At 66.0% G+C, this 24,477-nt stretch carries 17 protein-coding genes; 11 read left to right on the top strand and 6 right to left on the bottom strand.

Going from position 1 to position 24,477, the window contains the following annotated elements:
• Positions 1-135: 135 nt before the first annotated feature.
• Both LSO07_RS14380 and LSO07_RS14375 read right to left on the bottom strand, forming a co-directional pair.
• On the bottom strand, positions 136-3,096 hold the full coding sequence (locus LSO07_RS14380; protein WP_151094924.1) for a TonB-dependent receptor plug domain-containing protein: 2,961 nt from the start codon (positions 3,094-3,096) through the stop codon (positions 136-138).
• A 98-nt stretch (positions 3,097-3,194) separates the two neighbouring features.
• Positions 3,195-6,545 carry a TIM-barrel domain-containing protein gene (locus LSO07_RS14375; RefSeq protein WP_225317304.1) on the bottom strand — a complete coding sequence of 1,117 codons (3,351 nt, stop codon included), beginning with the start codon at positions 6,543-6,545 and terminating at the stop codon, positions 3,195-3,197.
• A 345-nt stretch (positions 6,546-6,890) separates the two neighbouring features.
• On the opposite strand from LSO07_RS14375, the gene LSO07_RS14370 reads away from it, so the two are divergent.
• From LSO07_RS14370 to LSO07_RS14335, 8 genes are all read left to right on the top strand, one after another.
• The gene (locus LSO07_RS14370; protein ID WP_151094922.1) at positions 6,891-8,027 is read left to right on the top strand and encodes an SIS domain-containing protein; all 1,137 of its coding nucleotides are present in this window, start codon (positions 6,891-6,893) and stop codon (positions 8,025-8,027) included.
• Positions 8,014-8,967 carry an ROK family protein gene (locus LSO07_RS14365; protein WP_034781636.1) on the top strand — a complete coding sequence of 318 codons (954 nt, stop codon included), beginning with the start codon at positions 8,014-8,016 and terminating at the stop codon, positions 8,965-8,967. Before LSO07_RS14370 ends, LSO07_RS14365 begins: the two co-directional genes overlap by 14 nt.
• Positions 8,967-10,310 (top strand): D-tagatose-bisphosphate aldolase, class II, non-catalytic subunit, encoded by a 1,344-nt coding sequence (locus tag LSO07_RS14360; RefSeq protein ID WP_208672505.1) that lies wholly within the window; start codon positions 8,967-8,969, stop codon positions 10,308-10,310. The genes LSO07_RS14365 and LSO07_RS14360 overlap by 1 nt, the downstream gene beginning before the upstream one ends.
• Before the next feature lie 36 nt (positions 10,311-10,346).
• The gene (locus tag LSO07_RS14355) at positions 10,347-11,114 is read left to right on the top strand and encodes a DeoR family transcriptional regulator (RefSeq protein WP_034781637.1); all 768 of its coding nucleotides are present in this window, start codon (positions 10,347-10,349) and stop codon (positions 11,112-11,114) included.
• Between the two features lie 3 nt (positions 11,115-11,117).
• Complete coding sequence (locus LSO07_RS14350) at positions 11,118-12,212, top strand: N-acetylglucosamine-6-phosphate deacetylase (RefSeq protein ID WP_151094920.1); 1,095 nt, start codon at positions 11,118-11,120, stop codon at positions 12,210-12,212.
• Between the two features lie 51 nt (positions 12,213-12,263).
• On the top strand, positions 12,264-14,051 hold the full coding sequence (locus tag LSO07_RS14345; RefSeq protein ID WP_151094918.1) for an MFS transporter: 1,788 nt from the start codon (positions 12,264-12,266) through the stop codon (positions 14,049-14,051).
• A 211-nt stretch (positions 14,052-14,262) separates the two neighbouring features.
• Positions 14,263-15,660 carry an amino acid permease gene (locus LSO07_RS14340; protein WP_092613605.1) on the top strand — a complete coding sequence of 466 codons (1,398 nt, stop codon included), beginning with the start codon at positions 14,263-14,265 and terminating at the stop codon, positions 15,658-15,660.
• 59 nt (positions 15,661-15,719) lie between these two features.
• On the top strand, positions 15,720-17,006 hold the full coding sequence (locus LSO07_RS14335; RefSeq protein ID WP_151094916.1) for a DUF445 domain-containing protein: 1,287 nt from the start codon (positions 15,720-15,722) through the stop codon (positions 17,004-17,006).
• Between the two features lie 5 nt (positions 17,007-17,011).
• Here LSO07_RS14335 and LSO07_RS14330 read toward each other — a convergent pair whose 3' ends face one another.
• The 3 genes from LSO07_RS14330 to LSO07_RS14320 are packed head-to-tail and all read right to left on the bottom strand — an operon-like array spanning position 17,012 to position 20,079.
• The gene (locus tag LSO07_RS14330) at positions 17,012-18,037 is read right to left on the bottom strand and encodes an LLM class oxidoreductase (RefSeq protein WP_151094914.1); all 1,026 of its coding nucleotides are present in this window, start codon (positions 18,035-18,037) and stop codon (positions 17,012-17,014) included.
• A gap of 18 nt (positions 18,038-18,055) precedes the next feature.
• On the bottom strand, positions 18,056-18,679 hold the full coding sequence (locus LSO07_RS14325) for a glutathione S-transferase family protein (RefSeq protein WP_151094912.1): 624 nt from the start codon (positions 18,677-18,679) through the stop codon (positions 18,056-18,058).
• Positions 18,676-20,079: an MFS transporter gene (locus LSO07_RS14320; protein WP_151094909.1), complete on the bottom strand. Its 1,404-nt coding sequence runs from the start codon at positions 20,077-20,079 to the stop codon at positions 18,676-18,678. The genes LSO07_RS14325 and LSO07_RS14320 overlap by 4 nt, the downstream gene beginning before the upstream one ends.
• 124 nt (positions 20,080-20,203) lie before the next feature.
• Between LSO07_RS14320 and gcvA the strand changes: the two genes are divergently transcribed.
• Positions 20,204-21,106, top strand: coding sequence for a transcriptional regulator GcvA (gene gcvA / locus LSO07_RS14315; protein ID WP_092613595.1), 903 nt, complete (start codon positions 20,204-20,206; stop codon positions 21,104-21,106).
• Here gcvA and LSO07_RS14310 read toward each other — a convergent pair.
• Positions 21,103-21,342: a hypothetical protein gene (locus tag LSO07_RS14310; RefSeq protein ID WP_151094907.1), complete on the bottom strand. Its 240-nt coding sequence runs from the start codon at positions 21,340-21,342 to the stop codon at positions 21,103-21,105. The genes gcvA and LSO07_RS14310 overlap by 4 nt on opposite strands.
• Before the next feature lie 384 nt (positions 21,343-21,726).
• Between LSO07_RS14310 and LSO07_RS14305 the strand changes: the two genes are divergently transcribed.
• Positions 21,727-23,532, top strand: coding sequence for a PHA/PHB synthase family protein (locus LSO07_RS14305; RefSeq protein WP_151094905.1), 1,806 nt, complete (start codon positions 21,727-21,729; stop codon positions 23,530-23,532).
• A 24-nt stretch (positions 23,533-23,556) separates the two neighbouring features.
• Positions 23,557-24,402 (top strand): universal stress protein, encoded by an 846-nt coding sequence (locus LSO07_RS14300; RefSeq protein ID WP_151094903.1) that lies wholly within the window; start codon positions 23,557-23,559, stop codon positions 24,400-24,402.
• Positions 24,403-24,477 lie beyond the last annotated feature (75 nt).

Below are 24,477 nucleotides of genomic sequence, written 5' to 3'. Positions count from 1 at the left end.
GAAAGAAGACATGCCTATGCCCTTTCACTTACGTTTATCTTTCGTATTGTGCATTTTTGAGTATTGTATTTTCTTTTTCATGGCAATACCCCGGCCCGCACCATGCCGGCTGGCGGACCGGGGCATCGTCACGCTTTAAAAGAACTTGTAGCTGGCCGACAGGGCGAACTGGCGGCCGAACAGGTCCTGGCTATGGTTGTAGCCTTCCCAGCCGTTCGGGTCATAGTACGGCTGCTTGTTGAACGCGTTTTTCACGTTCAGGCCCACGTCCAGGTTCTTCAGCGGCTTCCAGCTGAAGGCCAGGTTCACCGTGGTGTATGACGGCGCACCCTTGCACTGGCCGGCAGGCAAGGCCACCGAGGCGGCAGTGCAGTTTTCCGGCGTGTTGTCCTTGTCCCAGGGACCATACGCCCAGCGCGTCTTGCCCGAATAGTTGATAAAGACGCTGCTGACGAAGTTGCGGTAGCTCCAGTCGGCGTTGACGGTGGCGCGGTAGCGCGGCGAATCGTAGTAGCCAACGGTGTTGCCCTTGATGTCGCTGCCGTCTTCGCTGTCATGGGTGTCGCGCTTGCGGATGGTGGCCGCGATGCCAGTGCTCAGCTTGCCCCAGTCGCCGAGCGCAAAGCGCGTGCGCGCATCGATGTCCACGCCATCCATCAGGGTGCGGCCACGGTTCGAATACGAGTTGATCAAGCCGCCCAGGTTACCCACCGAGTAGCCGGGCAGGCCGCCCGCGCACACGCCCGCATTGGCGGGATTGGCGCACATGGCCGCCACGGCCGCGACGTTGCCCCGGTCCGTATCCGTCAGGTCGTTGCGGATGGCGCTGGGCGTGCCGGCCAGGGTCGGGCCGTATTTGGCCACCAGCTCCGTAAACAGCTCGTTGAAGTCCTGGCGCACGATTTCGTCGCGGCGGTTGATGAACCAGTAATCGATGGAGATGCTCACGTCCTTGGCCGGCTGCAGCACCAGGCCCACGGTCGATATCTTCGCCTTTTCCGGACGCAGATTCTGGTTCGGCGGCGTCAGGCCGCCCACCGTCGTGGAGCAGTTCGAATTGAGCAAACTCTTGCCCAGGTCCGCATCCGTCGCCACCGCGGACTTCATCAGGGCGCGCGCCATGGCATTCGTTTCGTCGCAGCGCACCGTGTCGCGGATGCCGCCCACCTGCGCAAAGACGCCGCCCGTTCCCGATTCGGCCAGGTTGGGTGCGCGGAAGCCTTCCGAATACGTCCCGCGCAGCATCAGCTCGGGCCGCGCGCGCCAGATCACGCCCAGCTTGGGCGCGAGGTTGGCGGCGAAGTGCGGGTATTTGTCCAGGCGCGCGGCCGCGTTGACTTCCAGGGTATCGCTGAGCGGCACCACCACTTCGCCAAACACGGCCGCGATGGTGCGCCGGCCATCGAACCAGGAACCGCCCTGCTGCGTAATCAAGCCATTCGCCGCATCCGCGTTGCCGGGCGTGAGGAAGCTCTCGCGCATGATGTTGGTGCCCACGGCGGCGCGCACTTCGCGCTCGCCCAGCTTGAACAGGGTGCCTTCCAGCTTCGCATCCCACGTCATCAGCTTGGTCCACGATTCGATGGCGAAGGTCGGGTAGGCCGCGCGCACCAGCGCCGCATTGGCTGCACTGATTTCACCGAACTTGTAGGCGGGATTGTCGGAGATATAGGTGCGGCCGCTGACGGGATCCTCCTTGAACGGGCCGAACGCCTGCTCGAATCCCTTGATGTTGATGTTCGCCGTCTGGAACAGGGTCGAATGGCTGCCCGCCACGCTGAGCGCCGTTTCAAAATCCCAGCCGCCGCCGATGCTGCCGCGCAGGCCGACGAGCGCGCGGTAGTTTTCATCGACATTCTTCTGGCCGAAGTGGCCCGTCGCATCCTGCAGCAGGTAATTCAAGCCGGCCGCGCCGCCCATCTTCGCCACCATATCGGCATCGAGCTTGCCTTTCAGGTAGACGTTGTTCGGGCTCAGGAAAGGCGTGGCGAAGGTATTCAGGGTATTGCCCGTATTGCGCGCGAACCAGTTATTCGTGCTGCCGCTATTGAAGCTGGACGGACCATTCTCGCCGCGCATCTTGATGTGAGTGAACGCGCCTTCCGCGAACGCTTCCATGTCGCCGCCGAGTTTCAGCCGGCCGCTCAGGTAAGCCGTGGCGCGCTCCGAGGTAGGCCCCGTGTCAAGCTGGTTGGGTAGCGCATTCCACACGCAGCGCGTGCCCGACGCTTCGGTGATGCTGTTGTTGCAGCCATTGACGGCGCGCTGGGTGCGCGCATTGTTCTTCGCCTTGTCGAAGACAAAAAAGGTCCCGGGATTCATCGTGCCCGGTTCGCTGCCCACGCCCACGCGCATGTTCGGGATGAAATTGGGATTGTTCGCATAAAAATACGCGGGACGCTTGCGCCAGGTATCGGCCAGCGCGATGCGGTCGCGCTGGTAGACGTTCACGGAACCGTAGATGTTGTAGCCGTCGCTGGCCAGGTCGCCCAGGCCATACAGCACGCTGGCCTGGCGCTCGCCATAGGCTTTCACGCTGGGCGAAAATTCGCCATTGGCGCGCGCTTCCAGGCCCTGATACGACTTCTTGGTGATCACGTTGATGACGCCGGCCACGGCATCGGAGCCATATACGGCCGACGCACCGTCCGTCAAAATCTCCATGCGCTCGATGGCGGCGGCGGGAATGGCGTCGATATTGACGAACATGGTCTGGAAACCGGCCGGCGCGCCATAGAACGACAGGCGGCGGCCATTCAGCAGCACCAGGGTGCCCTGCGCACCGAGGCCGCGCAAGTTCGCTTGCGAGCCGCCATCGGAACCCGTGAACATCGAGCGGAAGTCCTGCTGCGCCGGACGGGCCGCGGGCAGGTTGTCCAGCACTTGCAGCAAGGTGAGCGCGCCCATGTTTTCGATCTGCTTGGCGTTGATCACCTGTACCGGCGACGCCGTTTCCGCGTTGATGCGCTTCAGGCTGGAACCCGTCACTTCGACGCGCGCCAGTTTCTCCTCCTCCGCTGCCAGCGCCATTGATGCCAGCGCAGTTGAGCCCAATCCTACCGCCGCCATGGCGGCCATCAGTTTTTTCAAGTGCATTCCCATCTCCCTTTTTATAAGTGATTTGTTTTCGTCAGGCTGCAAGAGCCCCTCCCCGGTCCGAAGAGGGGCTCGTTTTTAGTGAAATGATTGAGTGCCTAGCGCGGCTTGACCGTCGCGCCCTCCGTGCCGGTCAGCACGGCATTGGCCCAGTTGCCGCAGACCTGGGCCGCTCGGGCGCCGCGCGCGCCCAGGGTGCGCAAACTGAGCTGGCTCAGGCCGCGCACGTCGATTTCGGGTTTGACCACCCCGGGAGCCGTGACCAGGCCGCTGTCGTACAGCAGCCGCTCACCGCTCCAGACCTGGAATTGCAAGCCGCCCGCGCTGCGGCAGCTATCGTCCACGCCCAGGTCGGCGCGCAGCAGATTCCAGTTGCCCGCCAGCTGCAAGTCGATGCGGCTGGCAGGTCCCACGCCGAGGCCCTTGCGGAACCACAGCCCGTTCATGCGCATCTCGGCCGCCTTGCCGGCTGGCCGGTCTTTCGCGATATTCTTCGGCAGCGCCAGGTCCGACAGATAGCGCTGCACCTCCGCGCCTTCGGCCACGCGGTGTTCGAGCACGCGGAATTCGGACAAGGTAACGGGCGCCACGTCGGTCGCCAGCGCCGCATCGAACGCGCGCGCCACCGGCGCGCCTTGCGCCGCCGTCACCATCGGGTCCAGGGACGCCGCGCCATCGCCTTCCGGATTTTGCGTGCTCATCACGCGGAAGCGCAGCAGGCGCCCGGCCGTGGCGGGGAAGCTGATGGTCTGCGTTCCCTCTTGCAGTTTCAGTGTGCCGCGTGCCAGCGGAGCGCCCCACTCGCCGTTGTTGTCGCCGATGTAGATTTCATAATCGCGCACCTGGCCATGCTTCCAGTGCTGGTCGTTGCGCGGCGCCAGTTCGATGCCGTCCACCAGGCGCCGTTCCGTAAAGCCGACCACCCATTCGTGCGGACCGCTTTTCACGGACGGGCTGCGCACGGTACGGAACCACGTCTCCGGCTTGCCATCGAAGGCGTTTTCCAGCGGGTAGCCGCTTTCTTCCGCAGGACGCGCCACCACCTGCATGGCGTCGGCCGGCAAGGCGCGGCCCGGCACGGGGGCGGCCGGGAAGTCGGCGTCGGCTCGCGCCACGGCCAGCGCGCCGGCGACTTGCAGCATCAAAGGCTGGCGGATGTCCTGCGCCGCCACTTTCACGTGCAGGGTGCCTTTTCGATCGGCCGCATCGAAGAACCAGCCGTCCAACGCCTTGTCGTAGGCGGCACGGTCGGCGAATGCCGCGATCAGCCGTTCGCCGGCGCGCACGGCGGCCGGGGCCTGGCCGGCCAGCATGCGCAGCGCATAGCCGCGGCGCCCTTCCTGGCCCTGGTACTTGCCATCGACGGCGCCGATGTCGACCTGCACGTCGGCGCCCGCCTGGCGCATGCGGATGACTTGCTGGCTGAAGGCGCCGCCCTGGTACTGGCGCGTGTTGCCGTCGTCTTCATACAAGGTGTAGTCGGAATCGCCGTGCGGATACACGTCGAGCGTGAGCTGGTCCTTCGGCTTCTGGCCGTCGTACAGCATTTCCGGATACATGGGCAGGATGGCGCCGGCGCGCACGAACACGGGCAGCTTGTCCAGCGTGACCTGCATATCCAGGTCGCGCCCTTGCGCCTCCGCCGTGGCCTGGCGGCCATCCCAGTAGTCGTACCAGGTACCCTGCGGCAGGTGGATGCCCTTGCGCCAGCCGCCGCTGACGGCCTGGCTGCGGTAGACAGGCGCCACCAGCACGTCGCGGCCCAGCAGGAATTGATATTTATACGCTTCCGTGTAGGCGGCCGGGTCTTGCGGGTAATCCCACATCAGGCCGCGCACCAGCGGCGCGCCCGATTGTTCGGCTTCGCGCACGAGGGTATACATATACGGCGTCAAACGCATCTTGAGCTTCAGATAGCGGCGGTTGATGTCGCGGTACGGCTGCTCGAACCACCACGGATGCTTGCGCTCGGCCGCAGCCCAGCCGGACATGCCCATCAGGACGGGCGTAAAACTTTTCCACTGCAAGTCGCGCAGATAGGTTTCCGGGCTGCCGCCAAAGATGGCGTCCACGTCGCCGGACGCATACGCCTGGCCGGACAGGCCCGAACCGATCAGGGTCGGGATGTGCCAGCGGATGTAATCCCAGCTGGCGCTCTGGTCGCCCGTCCATGCCACGGCGTAGCGCTGGATGCCGGCCCAGCCCATCACCGTCCACAGGAACGGGCGGCTGTCGGAGTTGTTCAGGATGCCGTCATACGCCGACTTGTTCGCATCCATGGCGAACTGGTAGCCCTTGCCCGTCCACGCCACGTCCAGCTTTTGCACGCGGCTGCCCGCCTGGCCCACTTCCCAGGCGATCTTGTCGACGCCGTTTTCCGTCCACAGGCCCGTGCGGAAGCCATAGCCTGCCAGGCCCTTCACCGTTTCCGGCAAGTTCGTGTAGCCGCAGCCATAACCGTCGTTGGGCAGGATCCAGCCGCCCGGCATGTCGTGTTCGCGGTACTGGCGCGCCACGCTGTCCACCACGTCCGGCGTCTTGCCCGTGGGGCCGTCCGTCCAGCCCTTCGGCACGGAGCCGGGCTTTTTCACGTTGTCGCCATCGTTGTAGCAATCGGCGTCGCCGTATTCCAGTGCCCAGCGGGGCAGCATGCGCGCGCGGCCCGTCAAGTCCGTGTAGCGGGCGACGACGTCGCGCAGATCCTTGCCGACGAAGAAATACGCATCGAAGCGGCCTTCTGCGTGCTGCAGCGATATCTGCTCCTGGTCGCGCAAGTCGTAATTGCCGTCTGCCCAGGTATTGCGCAGCATGCCCCAGCCCCGTGAACTCATCAAGAATGGCGCGGGATTCGGCCGGTCGCCCTCTTCCCAGCCGCCCGAATACGACACGGGCACCTGCTTGCCCTTGAATTCGAAGCGGCCATTCTGCTGGCCGCCGCCAAAGTACCGCTCGCCCGGCAGGCTCGATAATACTTGCACGCCCTGTTTGTCGTCGAGCGACAGCGGCTGCACCTCGCGCCACAGGGGCACCGCGTCGCCCTTGCGCAGCAGGGTAAAGCGCAACGGTTTGCGGTCGATGCGCAGGCTCAAGGCATCAGTGCTGATCAGGATGTGGTCGGGCTGTTCATTGATCTGGTACGCCACCTGCGCGGCAGGCTGGCCCACGACGATGGGCGCGGCCTTGTCGCCCGGCCCTGTCAAGCCGCCCTTGCCGCCCGCCTGGATGCGCAGCACGTCCGCCTGCGGCAGGCTGATACGCAGCTGCATGCCCGTATCGCTGCGCACATCCCAGCCCACTGCCTCGCCCTTGGCCACGTCGGCCGCGCGCACGGCGGAGAGCGACTGCAGATTGCCGATGGCCGCGGCATGCAGGCCGGGGGCAGCCAGGGTGGCAAGGGCGGCGAGGACACAGGCGGCAAGGACGCGGCGGGGAAGCGGGAGAGGGTTCATCTGCTGACTTTCAGAAGTGATTCAATGAAATTACTTTAAGAAGAAAAATAAATATCGTCAACCAAAAGAAAGTTATGGCGCCAATTTATTAATAAAATGCCTAAAATAAGCCAATTTATCTTACGTTTCACTCAAATTCCACAGCGCAATCTTTCGTTATCGTCGTATTTCAGCGACAGGCCGCGCCGACACATGCTTTTGCGCTGCACCGCAGCATGTTTCACGGCCTTTAAAACGACATTATTTCGCAAGGCGCACAACTATTTACTTTCGTTTTACTTTCGTATTTGACTTTTCGAAATTTAGTATTTATGCTTTCTCCAACAAACACTTTACTGACACTCCATGACTACCCTTCTTCAGCGTGACATTCAAACCTGGCGCGACATCGGCGGCCTGCACACGGCCGAGGAAATCGCGCACCAGCCAGCCATCTGGCGCGCGCTGGCCACTATTTTGCGCAACGAACAAGCGGCCCTGGCCGCCTTCCTCGGCGACGCGCTGTCCAATCCGCAGCAACGCGTCATCCTGACGGGCGCTGGCAGCTCGGCCTATGTGGGCGAAATCGTCGTCGATACCCTGAATGCGGCATGGCCTGCGCAGATCCGCGCCATCGCCACCACGACTTTGCTGACGCACCATGAGCTGTATCTGGAAGCGGACGCACCCACCCTGCTCGTCTCGTTTGCCCGCAGCGGCGACAGCCCGGAAAGCCTGGCTGCCGTGGAACTGCTGCGCCAGGTCGTGCCCGGCGCGCGCTTCCTGAACATCACCTGCAACGCGGACGGCAAGCTGGCGCGCCAGGGCGCGAACGACAGTAATACGTATAACCTGCTGATGCCGGAAGGCAGCTGCGACCGCGGCTTCGCCATGACCAGCAGCTTTAGCAGCATGCTGCTGGCAGCCCTGTCGGTACTGGGCAAGGACACGGATCTGGACCGCCTGGAGACCCTGGCGCAGCTGGGCGAGCAAGCCTTGCGCGGCTGGTCGGCCCCCGTGGCGGACCTGGGATCAACATCCGTGCAGCGCGTGGTCTACCTGGGCAGCGGCCCGCTGGAAGCGCTGGCCAAGGAAGCGGCATTGAAGATACTGGAATTGACGGGTGGCCGCGTGATGGCGATGGCGAATACGCCGCTCGGTTTCCGCCACGGCCCGAAATCGGCCGTCACCACGGAGTCGCTGGTGATCCTGCTGCGCAGCAGCAAGCCGCTGGCGCGCCAGTACGAAGACGACCTATTGAAAGAACTGCAGCGCGACAGCGTGGCGCAGCGCTGCCTGACCGTGGGCATCGGCGGCGACCTATCAGCCGATGCGCCGGCCTGGCCCGACGCCTGGCTGGCTCCGCTGTGGCTGCTGATGGCGCAGCAATATGCGCTGCACCAGTCCGCGCTGCTGCAACTGCGCCCCGACAATCCATTCGCCGGCGGCATCGTCAACCGTGTCGTGCAGGGCGTCACCATCTATGGCCATGACCAATTCTAATCACACAGCCGGCTATCACGGCATCGACATCGGCGGCAGCAAGATGGAGCTGGTCGCCTTTGCCGACCGCGACGGCGCGCTGACGGAAGTGTTCCGCGAACGCGTGGCCACGCCGGGCGACGATTTTGCCGCCTTCGTGCAAGCCATCGTCGACCTGGTGGCGCGCGGCGACGCCGCCCTGGGCACGACGGCGCCTGTCGGCATCGGCCTGCCCGGCGTGATCGACAGCGCCAGCGGCCGGCAACTGAGCTCCAACGTGCCGGCCCTGAACGGCCGCCTGGTGGCGCAAACCCTGCAGCAGGCCTTGAAACGTCCTGTCGCCATCGGCAACGATTGCCAGTGCTTCGCCCTGTCGGAAGCGCAAGGCGGCGCGGCCGACAATGCCGCCAGCATGTTCGGCGCCATCCTCGGCACGGGCGCTGGCGGCGGCTATTGCGTGGGTGGCCAGCTGCTGCGCGGCTTTAACGGCGTGGCCGGCGAATGGGGCCACTGGAGCCTGCCCGCCACCCTGCTGGCGCAGCATGGCTTGGCCGATTACCCCTGCCCATGCGGCAAGGCGGGCTGCCTGGAGCGCTATGTCTCCGGCCCCGCCATGCGCAAAATCCACGCGCACTTTGGCGGCGACGGCGCAGAGCCTTTGGCCATCGTGGCGCGCGCCAACATGGGCGATGCCGTGGCCCAGCGCACGGTGGCCGTGCACCTCGATGTGCTTGGCCACGCGCTGGCCGGCCTGGTGCTGGCCTATGACCCGCACGTCATCGTGCTCGGCGGCGGCCTGTCCAAGCTGCCGCACCTGTACGACAAGCTGCCGGCCGCCGTCAAGCGCCACCTGTTCCCCGGCGTGCACGTGCCGCCTATCCTGCCGCCCCGCTTTGGCGATGCCGGCGGCGCGCGCGGCGCGGCCCTTTTGATACGACAACATACAAAGGCGTCAACATGATGAAGCAAGCGGAAAACCCGACTTTTACCCTGTCCCCGATCCAGCAAGTGATCAAGGCGCACCGCCGCGGCGAGCGCGTGGGACTGTACGCCGTCTGCTGCAGCCACCCGAGCGTGCTGCGCGCCGCCATGCGCGTGGCCAGCGAGTACGACACCGTGCTGCTGGTCGAGGCGACGTCGAACCAGGTCGACCAGTTCGGCGGCTACACTGGCATGACGCCGGCCGTTTTCCGCGACACCATGCTGGCACTGGCCCGCGAACAGGGTTTTCCCGCCAGCCGCCTCGTGCTGGGCGGCGACCATCTGGGTCCGAACGCCTGGCAGCACCTCGATGCGGCCACCGCGATGAATCACGCCGAAACCCTGATCGCCGCGTATGCGTCGGCCGGTTTCCACAAGATCCACCTCGATTGCAGCATGCGCTGCATTGATGACCCCTTGCAGCTCGACGATGAAACCGTGGCCGCCCGTTCGGCGCGCCTGTGCATCGTCGCCGAGGAAGCGGCGGCCGCCGCCGGCTTCGCGCCGCCCGTCTACGTGATCGGCACGGAAGTGCCGATTCCCGGCGGCGAAGCGTCGCTGGCGCAGGCCGGCGCCGTCACCAGCCCGCAAGCGGCGCGCCGCACCCTCGACGTGCACCGCCGCGCGTTTCTCGAGAACGACCTGCATGGCGCCTGGCGCCGGGTCATCGCCATGGTGGTGCAGCCGGGCGTCGATTTCGACCAGAGCAGCATCCAGCATTACGACGCGAACGCCGCCACCGAGCTGTCGGCCTTTGTCGCCGAACAGCCTGGCCTCGTGTTCGAAGCCCATTCCACCGACTACCAGCGCGAGTCGGCCCTGCATGCCATGGTGCGCGACCACTTCGCCATCCTGAAAGTGGGGCCCGCCGCCACCTTCGCCCTGCGCGAGGCGCTGTTCGCCCTGTGCCAGATCGAGGAAGAACTGCTGCCGGCGCACGCCACCTCGCAGCTGATGCAGGTGCTCGACGACGTGATGGTGGCCAAGCCGAAGAACTGGATCAAGCATTACCTGGGCACGCCGGAAGAACAGCGATTGATGCGCCGCTACGGCTTGAGCGACCGTTGCCGCTACTACTGGGGCGAGCCGGAAGTGGCGGCCGCCGTGGGCAAGCTGCTGGCCAACCTGGACGCCGTGGCCATTCCGCTGCCGCTGCTGAGCCAGCATTTGCCGGAACAGTACCTGGCCGTGGTGCAGGGCAGTTTGCCAGCGCAGGCACCAGCCTTGATCGAGCACAAGATCGGCAGCTTGCTGGCGCAATATGCGCGCGCCTGCAACCGCAATGCGGCAGTGGCCGTCATTGCCGAAGCGGCAATCTGTTAAGCTCGGTATTTTTCATTTTTTACTGAGCCCGCCACCATGCGAAATACCAGCCAACGCCGTGAATCCATCCTCCAAATGCTTGCCCAGCAGGGCTCGGTGCAGGTGACCGATCTGGTGGAAAAGCTCGGCGTGTCCGCGGTCACCATCCGCAGCGACTTGAATGCGCTGGAAGCGCAAGGCATGGCCACGCGCAGCCACGGCGGCGCGACCCTGACGCGCACGCCGCCGCCCGAGCACACGATACGCCAGAAGGACGCCATCAACCACGAGCAGAAGGAGCGCATCGGCGCCTATGCGGCGCGGCTGGTGGAACCGGGCGACAACATCATCATCGACTCGGGCACCACCACCATTTCGCTGGCGCGCCATCTGCGCGATGCGACGGGCGTGACGGTAGCGACGAATGGCCTGAACATCGCGTGGGAACTGGCCGACGCGCCGGGCGTGGACCTGATCCTGACCGGCGGCCTGCTGCGCAAGCAGTCGCTGTCGATCCAGGGTAGCCAGGCGGAAACCTGCCTGCAGGCGTACAGCTTCGACAAGCTGTTCCTGGGCGTGGACGGCTTCGACCTGCAATTTGGCGTGACCACCCACCACGAAGCGGAAGCAAGCCTGAACCACAAGATGGTGGAACGGGCGAAGAAAATCATCGTCCTCACGGACGCCTCCAAGTTCGGCCGCGTCAGCCTGCACCGCATCGTGCAGCTGGACCGGGTCGATACCGTCATCACCGATGCCAGCATCAGCCAGGAGTACCGCGAAGGGCTGCAAAAGCTGGGCATCGAACTTTTTATAGCGGAATAACACATGCTGAGCGGCAGAATCCTTACCCCATCTGGCTGGATCACGGGCACCATCACTTTTGACCAGCGCATCGTCCAGATACAGAAAGACCCTGCCGCCGACAGCGCGCTGACCATCCTGCCCGGCTTCATCGACCTGCACGTGCATGGCGCGGCCGGCGTCGACATCATGGAGGGCGGCGACGCCGGCGCCACCGTGGCGCAGGTGCATGCGCGCCACGGCACCACGGCCCTCCTGGGCACGACCCTGACAGCCAAGGAGCCATCGATCCTGCGCGCCCTGCAAGGCCTGGCCGGCGTCATCGCCGAGCGCCCGGCCAACGGCGCGCGCATGCTGGGCGTGCACCTGGAGGGCCCGTTCCTGAACCTGCACCGCCTGGGCGCGCAGCCGCCCGACGTGGTGCAGGCCAGTCTGGCGCTGGTGCAGCGCTTTCACGCCATCGCCCCCATCAAGGTCTTGACCATGGCGCCGGAAATCCCCGGCCACCTGGAACTGATCCCGCAACTGGCGGCGATGGGCATCCGCGTGCAGATCGGCCACAGCGCCGGCACGTATGACGAAGGCGTCGCGGCGTTGCAGGCCGGCGTTTCCGGCTTTACGCACCTGTACAACGGCATGACGGGCATGACGCATTACGACCCCGGCATGGTGGGTGCGGCGCTGGCGCATGCGGAATACGCGGAAATCATCCCCGACCTGCAGCACGTGGCCAAGGGCGCCCTGCGCGCGGCCCTGCGCGCCATCCCGCGCCTGTACGGCGTGACGGACGCCACCTCGGCCACCGGCATGCCCGATGGCGAATACGGCCTGGGCACGCAGCGCGTCTACAAATGCCTGGGCTGCGTGCGCCTGGCAACGGGCTCGCTGGCCGGCAGCGTGCTGACCATGGACCAGGCGCTGCGCAATTTCGTCGACCTGGGCCTGGACCTGGCCGACGCCTCGAACCGCCTGTCGCTGTACCCGGCCGATTACCTGGGCGAATCCGAACGGGGCCGCCTGGCGCCCGGCGCCTGGGCCGATATCGTCGTCCTCGATGCCAACTTGCAGCCAGTGTCCGTCTTCGTCGAAGGCACGGCCATCGATCTTTCCACCCGCTAGATTCAGTCTCTAGACCCAGCCCCCCAACCTCAACCCCGTCCCGGAGTTTTCATGCACGACACGTCACACAAGGCCCCCGTGTGGGCCATGCGCTACCTGCTATTTATTGCCGGCATGGGGGGATTGCTGTACGGCATAGACATCGGCATCATCGCCGGTGCCCTGCCCTACCTGGAATCGACGGCCTCAGTGGCCTGGAAACTGACGGCCCAGCAGCTGAGCTTTATCGTCGCCGCCGTGCTGCTGGGCTCCGTCCTGTCATCGCTGTTCGCCGGCGCCCTGGCCGATATCCTGGGCCGGCGCTGGGTGATGTTCCTGGCCGGCGCCCTGTTCAGCGCCAGCATCCCGCTGATCGCCCTGGCCGACGGCTACACGCCGCTGCTGCTGGGCCGTCTGCTGCAAGGCATCAGCGGCGGCTTGATCGGCGTCGTCGTGCCCCTGTACCTGGCAGAATGCCTCCCCGCGCAACAGCGCGGGCGCGGTGCCGCCCTGTTCCAGCTGCTGCTGACCATCGGCCTGGTGGCCGCCGCCCTGATCGGCCTGCTGCAAGCGCAGACGGTGGAAACGGCCACGCAGGCGGCGCAAGCCTTGCCGGAAGCGGGCCGCATCGCCGCCATCTTCACGGCCAAGGACCACGCCTGGCGCAGCATCTTCTGGGTCTGCCTGACGCCGGGCCTCGTATTTACCATCGGCGCCCTGCTGCTGGCCGAATCGCCACGCTGGCTGGCGCAACGGGGCCGCATCGAGCAGGCGCGCCAGTCGCTGCTGCGCACGCGCTTGCCCGCCGCCGCCGACATCGAACTGCGCGAGATGCAGGACACGCCGGAGAATACGGCCAAGGCAAGCGGCAAGGCCAGGGATCCGCTGCTGAGCCGCCGCTACGTGCTGCCCTTCCTGCTGGCCTGCCTGATCCTCGCCTGCACGCAGGCGACGGGCATCAATTCCATCCTCGCCTATGTCGTCAATATTCTGAACCAGGCGGGCCTGTCGGGCGCCTCGGCCAATATGGCGGACGTGTTATTGAAAGTACTGAACGCCGTGATGACGGTGGTGGCCGTGCTGCTGGTGGACCGCAAGGGCCGCAAGTTCCTGCTGATGCTGGGCACGGGCGGCATCGTCGTCTCGCTGCTGGCGGCCGGCCTGCTGTTCCGCGGCGCCGAAGCGCACCTGGCCGACGTGCGCCCCGCCATCGCGGCGCAAGTGCAGGCGGACAGCCTGTCCTTGCACCTCGATGCGGCTACCTTGACGGCCCTGGGCGCGGCGGCCGACGGCACGCCGCAACAGCTGACCATCGCCTACGCCTACGGCCCGTTCACCAACGTGAAAAGCCTGCGCAGCGACGATCCCGTGCTGCGCCAGGTGTCCATCGCCCGCGAAGACGCCGTGCAGGCCGACAGCGTGATCGGCGTGTTCTTCCGCAAGCTGCACCTGAATCCCTTCGCCGACCCGGCCGCCGGACGCGAAGCGCCGCTGCGCATCGAGAAGGCCAGCCTGGGCCCCGTGCCCTCGTCCACGCACGGCTGGCTGGTAGCGATTGCCATCTGCGTGTTCGTTTCCAGCTTTGCCGTCGGCCCGGGCGTATGCGTGTGGCTGGCCCTGTCCGAGCTGATGCCGACCCGCATCCGCTCGAACGGCATGAGCATCGCCCTGCTCGTCAACCAGTTCGTCTCGACGGTGATCGCCGCCATCTTCCTGCCGACCGTGGGCTTGCATGGTTACTCGACGCTGTTCTTCTTTGGCGCCGGCTGCACCGTGCTGTACTTCCTGGCGGCCGCGTTTTTGCTCCCTGAAACGAAGGGCAAGACCCTCGAAGAGATCGAGGCGCATTTTTCAAGGTAAACCCACGTAAGCATTTGTAGCAGTCTCCTTTCCAGCCCCGGTTCATCATCCCGGGGCTTTTTTTTGCCTGCCAGGCAAGTTTACAGGGCTGGCGCGCGCGGCACTGTACGGTTTTCCTTCAGGAATCACGGGCGCCTGGGCTAGAATCTGGCTGCGTCGTGCTACTCACGAGGCGGCAATGGCGCCATGACAAAAACCACCAGGAGACACAGTGAGCTTATTTAGAACCAAGAATTTGGATGACATGATTGCCCACAGCAAGAAGCCAGGAGGACTGGCCAAGGTGCTGGGGCCCTTCGACCTTGTCCTCATGGGCATTGGCGCCATCGTCGGCACGGGCATTTTCGTGCTCACCGGCACGGGGGCGCTGACGGCCGGCCCCGCCCTGTCGCTGTCGTTCGTCGTGGCGGCCGTCGCCTGCTGCTTCGCCGCCCTGTGCTACGCGGAATTCGCCTCCACGGTGCCCGTGGCCGGCTCCATCTACACCTACAGCTATGCCACCCTGGGCGAGCTGGCCGCCTGGATGATAGGCTGGGACTTGCTGCTCGAGTACGGCCTGGCCGCTGCCGCCGTCTCCGTCGGCTGGTCCGGCTACTTCCAGTCGCTGCTGTCGGGCTTTGGCATTACCCTGCCCGTCGCACTCACCGCCGCACCTGGCGCGCTGCCCGGCGTGACGACCTTCATCAACCTGCCGGCCCTCGTCATCATGCTGCTGCTGACGGCCATGCTGGGCTGGGGCGTGCGCGAATCGGCGCGCCTGAACAACATCATGGTCGCCATCAAGGTGGGCGTGGTGCTGCTGTTTATTATCTTCGGCGCGCGCCACGTGCAGCCGGCCAACTGGCAGCCCTACATGCCGTTCGGCTACCACGGCATGCTGAGCGCCGCCGCCCTCGTCTTCTTTGCCTTCATCGGCTTTGACGCCGTCACCTCGGCCGCCGAGGAAGTCAAGAAACCGTCGCGCGACCTGCCTATCGGGATCATCGGTTCACTGGCCGTGTGCGCCGTGCTGTACGTGGTGGTGTCGGCCATCATGACGGGCATCGTGCCATACCAGAAATTCCTCGGCGTCGACCATCCCGTCTCGCTGGCCCTGCAATACGCGGGCGAAAACTGGATCGCCGGCTTCGTCGACCTGGGCGCCATCCTCGGCATGACCACCGTGATCCTCGTGATGGCCTTCGGCCAGACGCGCATCATCTTCGCCATGTCGCGCGACGGCTTGCTGCCAAAGCGCCTGTCGACCGTGCACCCGCGCTTCCACACGCCGTTCTTCGCCACCTGGCTGGTCGGCATCGTCTTCGGCCTGATCGCCGCCGTGATCCCGCTCAACATCCTCGCCGAGCTGATCAACATCGGCACGCTGGCCGCCTTCACCATGGTGTCGATAGCTGTCGTGGTGCTGCGCAAGAAGCGTCCCGACCTGCCGCGCGCCTTCCGCTGCCCCGGCGTGCCGTATGTGCCGGCGCTGGCCGTGATCCTGTGCGTGGGCCTGATGAGCTTCCTCAGCTGGGTCACCTGGGTGGCCTTTTCCATCTGGCTGGTGATCGGCCTGGTGATCTACTTCGGCTACGCGCGCCGCCGTTCGCTGCTGCATCCGCAACAGTAATCCCGTCACTGCGCCATCGCAGTAAGATGGCGGTCTCGCAACCCTGCAGGCCGCCATCCATGCAACCTTCCCCCGACCTCATCGCACAGCTGGACCAGAGCACGGACCAGCTCAAGCGCGCGCGCCTGCGCAACATGCAGTGGCTGGCCGTTGGCTTGCTGCTGCTGGCCGCGCTGGTCTTCGCCGTGGCCCGTTCGCAGCGGGGCGGCCACCCCGCCTGGGGCTATGTGGAAGCGTTCGCCGAAGCGGCCATGGTGGGGGCGATTGCCGACTGGTTCGCCGTCGTCGCCCTGTTCCGCCACCCGCTGGGCATCCCCCTGTGGCATACGGCCATCATCCCGAACAGCAAGGCGGACATCGGCCGCAGCCTGGGCGCCTTCGTGGAAAACCATTTCATCACCGAGCAAGGCATCGCCGAGCGCATCGTGCAGGCCGACCCCGCCGCGCGGCTGGGCGCCTGGCTCGGTGACGAGGTCCACGCGCAGCGGCTGGGCATGGCCAGCGCCAGTGTCGCCAGGCAGCTGCTGGCGATGGCCGATCACGATCAGCTGGGCCGACTGCTGCGTGTACAGGCCAGCAGCTACCTGGGACAATTGAATCTGTCGGACGTGGCGGCCGACTGCATCGATGCGCTGATCGCCGACGGCAAGCCGCAGGAACTGCTGGACTTCATGCTCGACCGCAGCGCCGCCTACCTGGACGACGAAGGTCACCACGCCGCCATCGGCGACTTCGTGCTGGGCGCTTTCCAGATCGAGAACGCGCTGGTGAAAAAAGCCGTGAAAGCGTACGAGCCCCGCATGATCGCCTCGTTGCAAAAATTCGCCTTCGCCGTGCGCGTCGATCCGCAGCACCCGCTGCGCCAGCGCATCGCTGGCTGGATCGCCGACAGCGCACTGCACCTGAAGGCCGACCCGCAGTGGCAGGCAACGGTGCGCCGCTACCAGTTGCAGCTGGTCGCCAGCGACACGGTGCAAGCCATGCTGGGCGACGTCTGGAAGCACATCAGCACGCGCCTGCTGGCCGACCTGCACGCCGACCAGCCCGTACTGGCGCAAGCCATCGCCAGCCTGGCACGCAACACGGGCAAGGTGCTGGAAACGGACAAAGCTGCACGGGCATGGCTGAACGACGCCATCGTCGCCGGCAGCGGCTCGCTGGTGCGCCGCTACCGGGGCGAAGTGGGCGCCTTCATCGCCGCCCGCCTGGACCTGTGGAGCAAGGATGAAATGAGCGAACGCATCGAACTGGCCATCGGACGCGACCTGCAATTCATCCGCATCAACGGCACCATCGTGGGCGGCCTGGCCGGCTTGCTGATTTATTCAGTCAGCCAGGCGTTTTAGCGCCACTACCAGCGAAGAATATCCCCGCACGGCGCCGCATGCGACGGAAAGTGCGGCAGCACCTCCTCGGCCAGTTCCTGCAGCACCTCCGCAGCCGGGCGCTGGCCATGCTGGATGCCCAGCGCCGCATGGTTGACGCCCGCTTCGCGCCATTCACCCAGCAAGTCGATCAAACCCTTGCGCCCCGTGCGCAGCACATAGCCGCTGCGCACGGGCGTGCGCGGATAATCGGGGTCGTCCACCAGGTCCAGCCACTCATTGCACATGTGCGGACGAAAGCCGCCATCGGGGATGCACTGGCGCCAGGCGCGGATCTTGTCCGCCAGCCGGCGCGGCCCGTCCGGCGTATCCGTCGCTTCCGGATACGTCAGCCAGCCGTCGGCATGACGCCCGATCCACGCCAGCGGCTGGCCCGAGGAACTGGTGACGACCAGGGGAATGACGCCCGTCACGGGCTTGGGCAGCAGTTCGAGGCCAGCCAGGCTGCCCAGCGGGCCGTCAATGCTGGCTGGGCCTGCCTGCAGCAACTGGCGGAACATGTGCACGGCCTGCGCATAGCGCGCGCCGCGCGTGGCATGCGGCACGCCGTACGCGGGAAATTCGCTGGCGCGGTCGCCCGACGCCGTGCCCAGCACCAGGCGCCCGCCCGACAGCTGGTCGATGCTGGCGGCCGCCTTGGCCAGGTCAATGGGATGGCGAAGGGTAAAAATGGCGCTGCCCGTGGCCAGGGCCAGCGCATCCGTGCGCGCCGCCAGATACGCCAGATAGGTCCACGGGTCGAACAGCTGGCCCGCATCGCCGAAGCGCGGGTCGAACAGGGGAATGTCGCGCACCCAGGCGGCGGCAAAGCCTTGCCGGTCCATGGCGGCGACCAGGTCCGCCTGGCCGGCCAGCGCCCGCATGTCGCCCTGGTAAAAACGCAGCGGCAGATAAATGCCGAGGGTGAGCGCGCCGGGCGCGAACATGCGGCGGTAGCCGCGGTGCTGCGTGAAAGCCTGCGACGAAGCGCCTTCTATGATGTCAATGCTCATGTTGTTCCTTGATAAAAATCAGGCGCCCGTGGCGGGCGCGGGAATGGAGATGCCCAGCTGCACGACCGGACGGGCAGCCACGCGGGCGTACCAGGCGGCCACGTGCGGCCAGTCAGCGAGTTCGAAGCCGACGATGCGGGCGATATGCAGCCAGCCGAAGCTGGCGATGTCGGCGATGGAATAGTCGTCGCCGGCCAGGTAGGCGTTGTCCGCCAGGCGGCCATCCATGGTGGCCAGGGCGGCGTCGCACAGCTGGCGGAAGTGCGCCGTGGCGGCCGCATTCGCGCCTCCGCCCGCGATCTCGAAATGCACGCGCTGGCCCAGCATCGGCCCCATGCTGGCCGCGTGGAATTGCAACCAGGTGATGGCGGCCCAGCGCTGCGCGGGAGCCTTCGGCAGCAGCCGCCCCGTTTTCTCGGCCAGGTACAGCAATATGGCGGCCGATTCAAACACGGTGATGCCCGTCTCGTGGTCGACCAGCACGGGGATGCGCGCGTGCGGATTGAGGGCCAGGAAAGCGGACAGCCGGTGTTCGCCCTGCTCGATGCGCACGTGGCGCAGCCGGTATGGCAAGCCCAGTTCGGCCAGCGCAATCGTGGCTTTGAAACCGTTCGGCGAGCTGTCGGTATAGAGCTCCATCATGGCGCCGCCTCCTGGCGCGCGGCCTTGCCGGGCAGGATGGCGACGGCGCACGCCAGGCCCGCCACGACCAGGCAGGCGGAAACGAGGATGGCGCTGCTGTAGCCTTGCGCGGCCGTGCCGCCGCCGGCCAGCACGGCGATGCTGACAGCCACGCCCACGGCCAGGCCCACGGCGGACCCGACCTCCTGCGTGGTGGTCAGCATGCCGCCCGCCAGGCCATGGTCCGCTTCCGGCACGCCATCGATGCCGGCCACCGTCCAGGCGGGAAACGCCAGGCCATAGCCGATGCCGGCCAGTACGGTACCGGGCAGGATGGAGGCGCCCCAGGCAGCCAGCGTGGCCAGCGAACTGCCCAGCATGGCCAGCCCGCCGATGAACAGCAGCATGCCGCCGACGATGACGGGCTTGGTGCCGCAGCGGGCGATCAATGCCGGCCCGGCCCACGCGCTGGCCACGGTAAAGGCGACGGCCATCGGCAACAGTCCCAGCCCCGTGCGCGTGGCACTGAAGCCCAGCACTTCCTGCATGGCCAGCGCCACGACGACAAAGGTGGGGCCCAGGGCCGTGTTGGCCAGCAGGGAGACGATATTCGCCCCGCCCGTGGAGCGGCGCCGGAAGACGGCCAGCGGCATCAGCGGCGCGGCCACCCGTCCCTCCACCCAGACGAACAGCGCCAGCAGGGCCAGCGCCAGCGCGACCAGGGCAAACGTGAGCGGATGCGCCAGTCCCACATGCTCGCTATTGGCAAAGGCAAACACCAGCGTCGCCGCGCCCGACGCCACCAGCAGCGCACCCCACACATCGAGCGTGCCGCCAGCGGCAGCGCCATCCGCATCGGGCCGGCCCAGGGGCAAGGCCGGCGACAGGGCCAGCACCAGCAAGCCGACGGGCACGTTAATCCACAGCACCCAGCGCCAGCCCAGCATATCCGTGATGAAGCCGCCCAGGATCAGTCCCGCGACAAAGCCGCTGGCCGCCACGGCCGTCCAGGCACCCAGCGCCCGGTTGCGCTGCGCCGGCTCGGGAAACACGGCCAGCAGCAGCGAGAACGCGGCCGGCGAAAACATGGCGGCGCCGAAGCCCTGCAGCGCGCGCGTGGCCACCAGCATGGCGGGGCTGTGCGAAAAACCACCGAGCAGCGAGGCGGCCGTGAACAGCAGCAGCCCCGTGATGAAGACGCGGCGGCGGCCAAACATGTCGGCCGCGCGCCCTCCCAGCAGCAGGAAGCCGGCGATGGCCACGCCATACGCATTGATCACCCATTGCAGCCCGCCGGGCGTAAAGCCCAGACTCTGCTGGATTTGCGGCAAGGGAATCATGGTGATGGAAAAATCGAGCAAGGCAACGAATTGCGTGGTGCACAGCAACACCAGGCAAAGTTGCCGATGTGAAAGTAACATAGGAGATCCTATCGATATAGTTTTACTCGACGTCAAAAGAACGCCGCATGCCCCTATAATGCGTTTTTCCAGAGCGAAACTGAAACGATGATTTTTCGCGTACAACTATAGAAAAACTATATCGATGAAGCATCCTTTACCGCTCCAGGCGCTGCGCGCCTTTGTCGAAGTGGGCCAGCGCGGCAGCATCAAGGCGGCCGCCGAGGCGCTGCACGTGACGTCCGGCGCCGTCAGCCAGCAGATCCGCCTGCTGGAAGAGCGGGTCGGCATGCCCCTGTTTACGCGCGAACGCCAGGGCTTGCGCCTGACCGAGGCGGGCGCCATGGTCCACCCCGCCCTGCTGGGCGCCTTCGCGCAGATCGCCGGCGCCAGCCAGGCGCTGGAAGACATGGGCGCGCGCCAGACGCTGACCGTCAGCACGGTCGCCACCTTTGCCGCCGCGTGGCTGGTGCCGCGCCTGGGCCGCTTCAACCAGCGCCATCCCCATATCGAAGTGCGCGTGGAAGCGACATCCGCGCTGGTCGACCTGCGCCGCGACCGGGTCGACGTGGCCTTGCGCCACGGCCTGGGCGACTATCCGGGCTTGCAGGTGACGCGATTGATGGCGCCCGTGCTGGTGCCCGTCGCCAGTCCATCCCTGATGGCGGGCCAGCCGCCCATCGCCACGCCGGCCGATTGCCTGCGCTACCCGCTGCTGCACGATACGGACCGCGCCGACTGGCCATTGTGGCTGGCCGCGCATGGCGCCCCGGACGACAGCACGGATGCGGCGCGGGCGCGGCGCGGCTCGGCCTTCGAAGATGACTTTCTATTGATACGCGCAGCCGAGGCGGGCCAGGGCCTGGCCCTGGTGCCGCAGCTGTACGCGCAGGAGGAAATCGCCGCCGGGCGCCTGGTGCAAGTGCTGGATTTGCCCTGGCCCGCGCGCTTTGCCTACTACCTGGTGGCGCGGCCCGACGCGGCCACGCGCCCCGCCGTGCAGGCATTCATGGCATGGATCTGCGAGGAAGCGCAGGCAGTGCGCTAGAGCGCATGGCCTGCGGCCACGCACGACACCACGCCGCAGGCGGTGCTGAACGGCGCCGGTACGCCGGCGCGCCCCATGGCGATGCACGTTGCGGCCGGCAGTATGGCCAGCAACAGGGCCAGGTAGCCGATCGCCTTCAGGCGCCGCACGGACGCATTGCCGGCAACCGCGCCTGCCCCGTGTGGGTAGCCCTTGCCCGCCTCTTCGCTGCCGCTTGCCGACATTTTCGTATGCATGTCCATCTCCTCTATCCACCGTGAGCGGTCTTGCTTCACTTCTTGCTTAACTACATCTTGCTACATAAATTTATCAAATACAACAAATAAATTCACGAAAAAATCGTTTTTCTTATTCCTCGACAGGCGGAACGATGGAGGAAATATGTCCTGTCATAGTGAAAAATGGTTCACAGCAAGCTTTTCACGCCATCCATGCCCGAACCCGTATGGATTAAAATTCAATATAATCATTTTAATCGCAATATTCGTTTAAATGGCTTTTATTCGAACTGCCATCCAAGTGGCAAGCCGCCTGCCGCACGCATCCGGCCAAACTTGATGTAGATCATAATTTTTTGAACAAGCTCTTGCTACCCTGTAAAAAAATGACAGGAGCCCTGGATGAGCAAGACGCAGCCAAGCGACGCGGAACACAACATTGAACATGAGCGCCTGGGCAGCGCCTGGCAAGGCGTGCCAGTGCCCGACTATCCGGAAAGCGCACCGGAAGGCGCCACCCTGGACCTGCTGCTGAGCGCCTGGCTGGGCAAGTTCACGGGCGGCATTTCGCCTGCCGCGCTGGGCAACGCCTATGCCGACTGGCTCAGCCACCTGGCGCTCGCGCCATCGAAGCAGCAAACCCTGCTGCAGGAAGCGTGGAAGAAGATCGGCCGCTGGCAGCAGTACGCGCTGCAGTCGGCGCTGGCCGGCAGCGCCACTGAGCCGCCGTGCATCGCGCCGCTGCCGCAGGACCGGCGCTTCGACGACCCTGCCTGGCGGCGCTGGCCGTACAACCTCGTCTACCAGGGCTTCTTGCTGCAGCAGCAATGGTGGCACCGCGCCACCACGGGCGTGCGCGGCGTCTCGCCGCACCACGAAGATGTCGTCACGTTCACCGTGCGCCAGTGGCTCGACATGCTGGCGCCGTCGAACTTCCTGCTGACCAATCCCGTGGTGCAGCAAGCGGCCCTCGACAGCGGCGGCGCCAGCCTGGCGCGCGGCATGGCCCACGCGGCCGGCGACTGGCAGCGCGCCGCCATGGGAGCGCATGCACCCGATGCGCACCGCTACAAGGTGGGCCAGAACCTGGCCGTCACGCCGGGCAAGGTGGTCTACCGCAATGACTTGATCGAATTGATACAGTACGTGCCCGCGACAGAGAGCGTGCATGCCACGCCGCTGCTGTTCGTGCCCGCCTGGATCATGAAGTTCTATATTCTCGACCTGTCGCCGCACAATTCGCTGGTGCGCTACCTGGTGGGCCAGGGCCACACGGTATTCATGATTTCCTGGAAAAATCCGCTGGAAGAAGACCGCGAGTTGTCGCTGGAAGACTACCGGCAACTGGGCGTGATGGATGCGCTCGACGCCGTTGCCCGCATCACGGGCGCGCCGCAGGTGCATGCGGCCGGCTACTGCCTGGGCGGCACCCTGCTGGCGATCGCCGCCGCGACGATGGCGCGCGACGGCGATGCGCGCCTGGCCAGCCTCACCATGCTGGCCTCGCAGGTCGACTTCAAGGAGCCGGGCGAACTGTCGCTGTTCATCGACGACAGCCAGGTCAGCTTCCTGGAAGCGGCCATGTGGAAGCAGGGCTACCTCGATACGAAGCAGATGGCGGGCGCCTTCCAGCTGCTGCGCTCGAACGACCTGGTCTGGTCGCGCCAGCTGCGCCATTACCTGATGGGACAGGACGAGCAGGACAGCGACCTGATGGCCTGGAACGGGGACGCCACGCGCATGCCCTGCCGCATGCATGCGGAATACCTGCGCCGCCTGTTCCTGCACAACGACCTGGCCGAAGGCCGCTACCGCACCGCGGGCCGCCACATCGCCCTGCGCGACATCGACGCGCCCATCTTTGCCGTCGGCACCCTGACGGACCACGTGGCGCCGTGGCGCTCCGTGTATAAACTGCAGCTGCTGACCGACACGGACGTCACCTTTTTGCTCACCTCGGGCGGCCACAATGCGGGCGTCGTCTCGCCGCCGGGCCAGCCGCGCCGCAGCTACCAGCTGGCCACGCACGGCCACGATGCGCCCTATGTCGACGCGGACAGCTGGCAGCGCGACGTGCCGCACCATGACGGTTCGTGGTGGCCCGCCTGGCAAGCGTGGCTGGAAGAACGCGCGGGCGCGCAAGTGGCGCCACCGGCCATGGGGATTGCCCTGGGCGATGCACCGGGCAGCTACGTGCTGCAGACCTGACAACCGACAACCGAGGAAAACGCCATGCCCTATACGACCCTGCTGGTCCACGTCGACAATTCCCGCCACTGCGCCCAGCGCATCCGCCTGGCCGTGCGCCTGGCCGTCGCCGAAGGGGCCCACCTGATCGGTTCGGCCATGAGCGGCATCTCGCGCTACGCGTATGGCGGCGGCGTCAACGCGCTGCAGTTTGCGCCGGCGCAGATGCAGGCGCTGCGCAACCAGGCCAGCGAGGCGCTGCACGACTTCGAGCGCATCGCCCGCGAGGAAGGCCTGGGCAGCTACGAAACGCGCTTCGTCGACGACGATGCGCAAGGCGCGCTGCTGCTGCAGGCGCGCTATTGCGACTTGCTGATCCTGGGCCAGACGGATGCGCAGGATACGCCGTCGCGCGTCATCGCCGGCACGGCCGAATACCTGATGCTGCATTGCGGCCGGCCCGTGCTGATGGTGCCGCACGCGCCCTCCGCCGCGCCGGCGGGCGCCGCGCAGCATCCGCTGCTGGCCTGGAACGGCAGCGCCGAAGCGCTGCGCGCCATCACCGATGCGCTGCCGCTGCTGCAAAAGGCGCGGCAAGTCACCCTGGCCGTCGTCAATTCGCACGCGCAGCCGGCCGCGCACGGCGAGCAGCCGGGTGCCGACCTGGCCCTGTACCTGGCGCGCCATGGCGTCAACGTCGAGGTGCTGCAGCACGACACGCCGCCGGGCCAGGACGTGGGCACGGCCCTGCTGGCCATGGCCGCGCAGCGGCGCTGCGACCTGGTCGTGATGGGCTGCTACGGCCACATGCGCCTGCGCGAAGCGCTGCTGGGCGGCGTCACCCGCACCGTGCTGCAGGAGATGACGTTGCCGGTGCTGGTGTCGCACTAGCGCGGCCGGCGGGCTTCAGCCTTCCTTCACCCGCCCCTCAGCTGTACTTCATGCACGGCGCCGATACTGGCCATG

This window comes from Janthinobacterium sp. PLB04 (genome assembly GCF_021165895.1).
Taxonomy (GTDB): domain Bacteria; phylum Pseudomonadota; class Gammaproteobacteria; order Burkholderiales; family Burkholderiaceae_D; genus Janthinobacterium; species Janthinobacterium lividum.
Note: the sequence above shows the minus strand (reverse complement) of the source record. Positions and strands in the feature narration are given on the sequence as shown.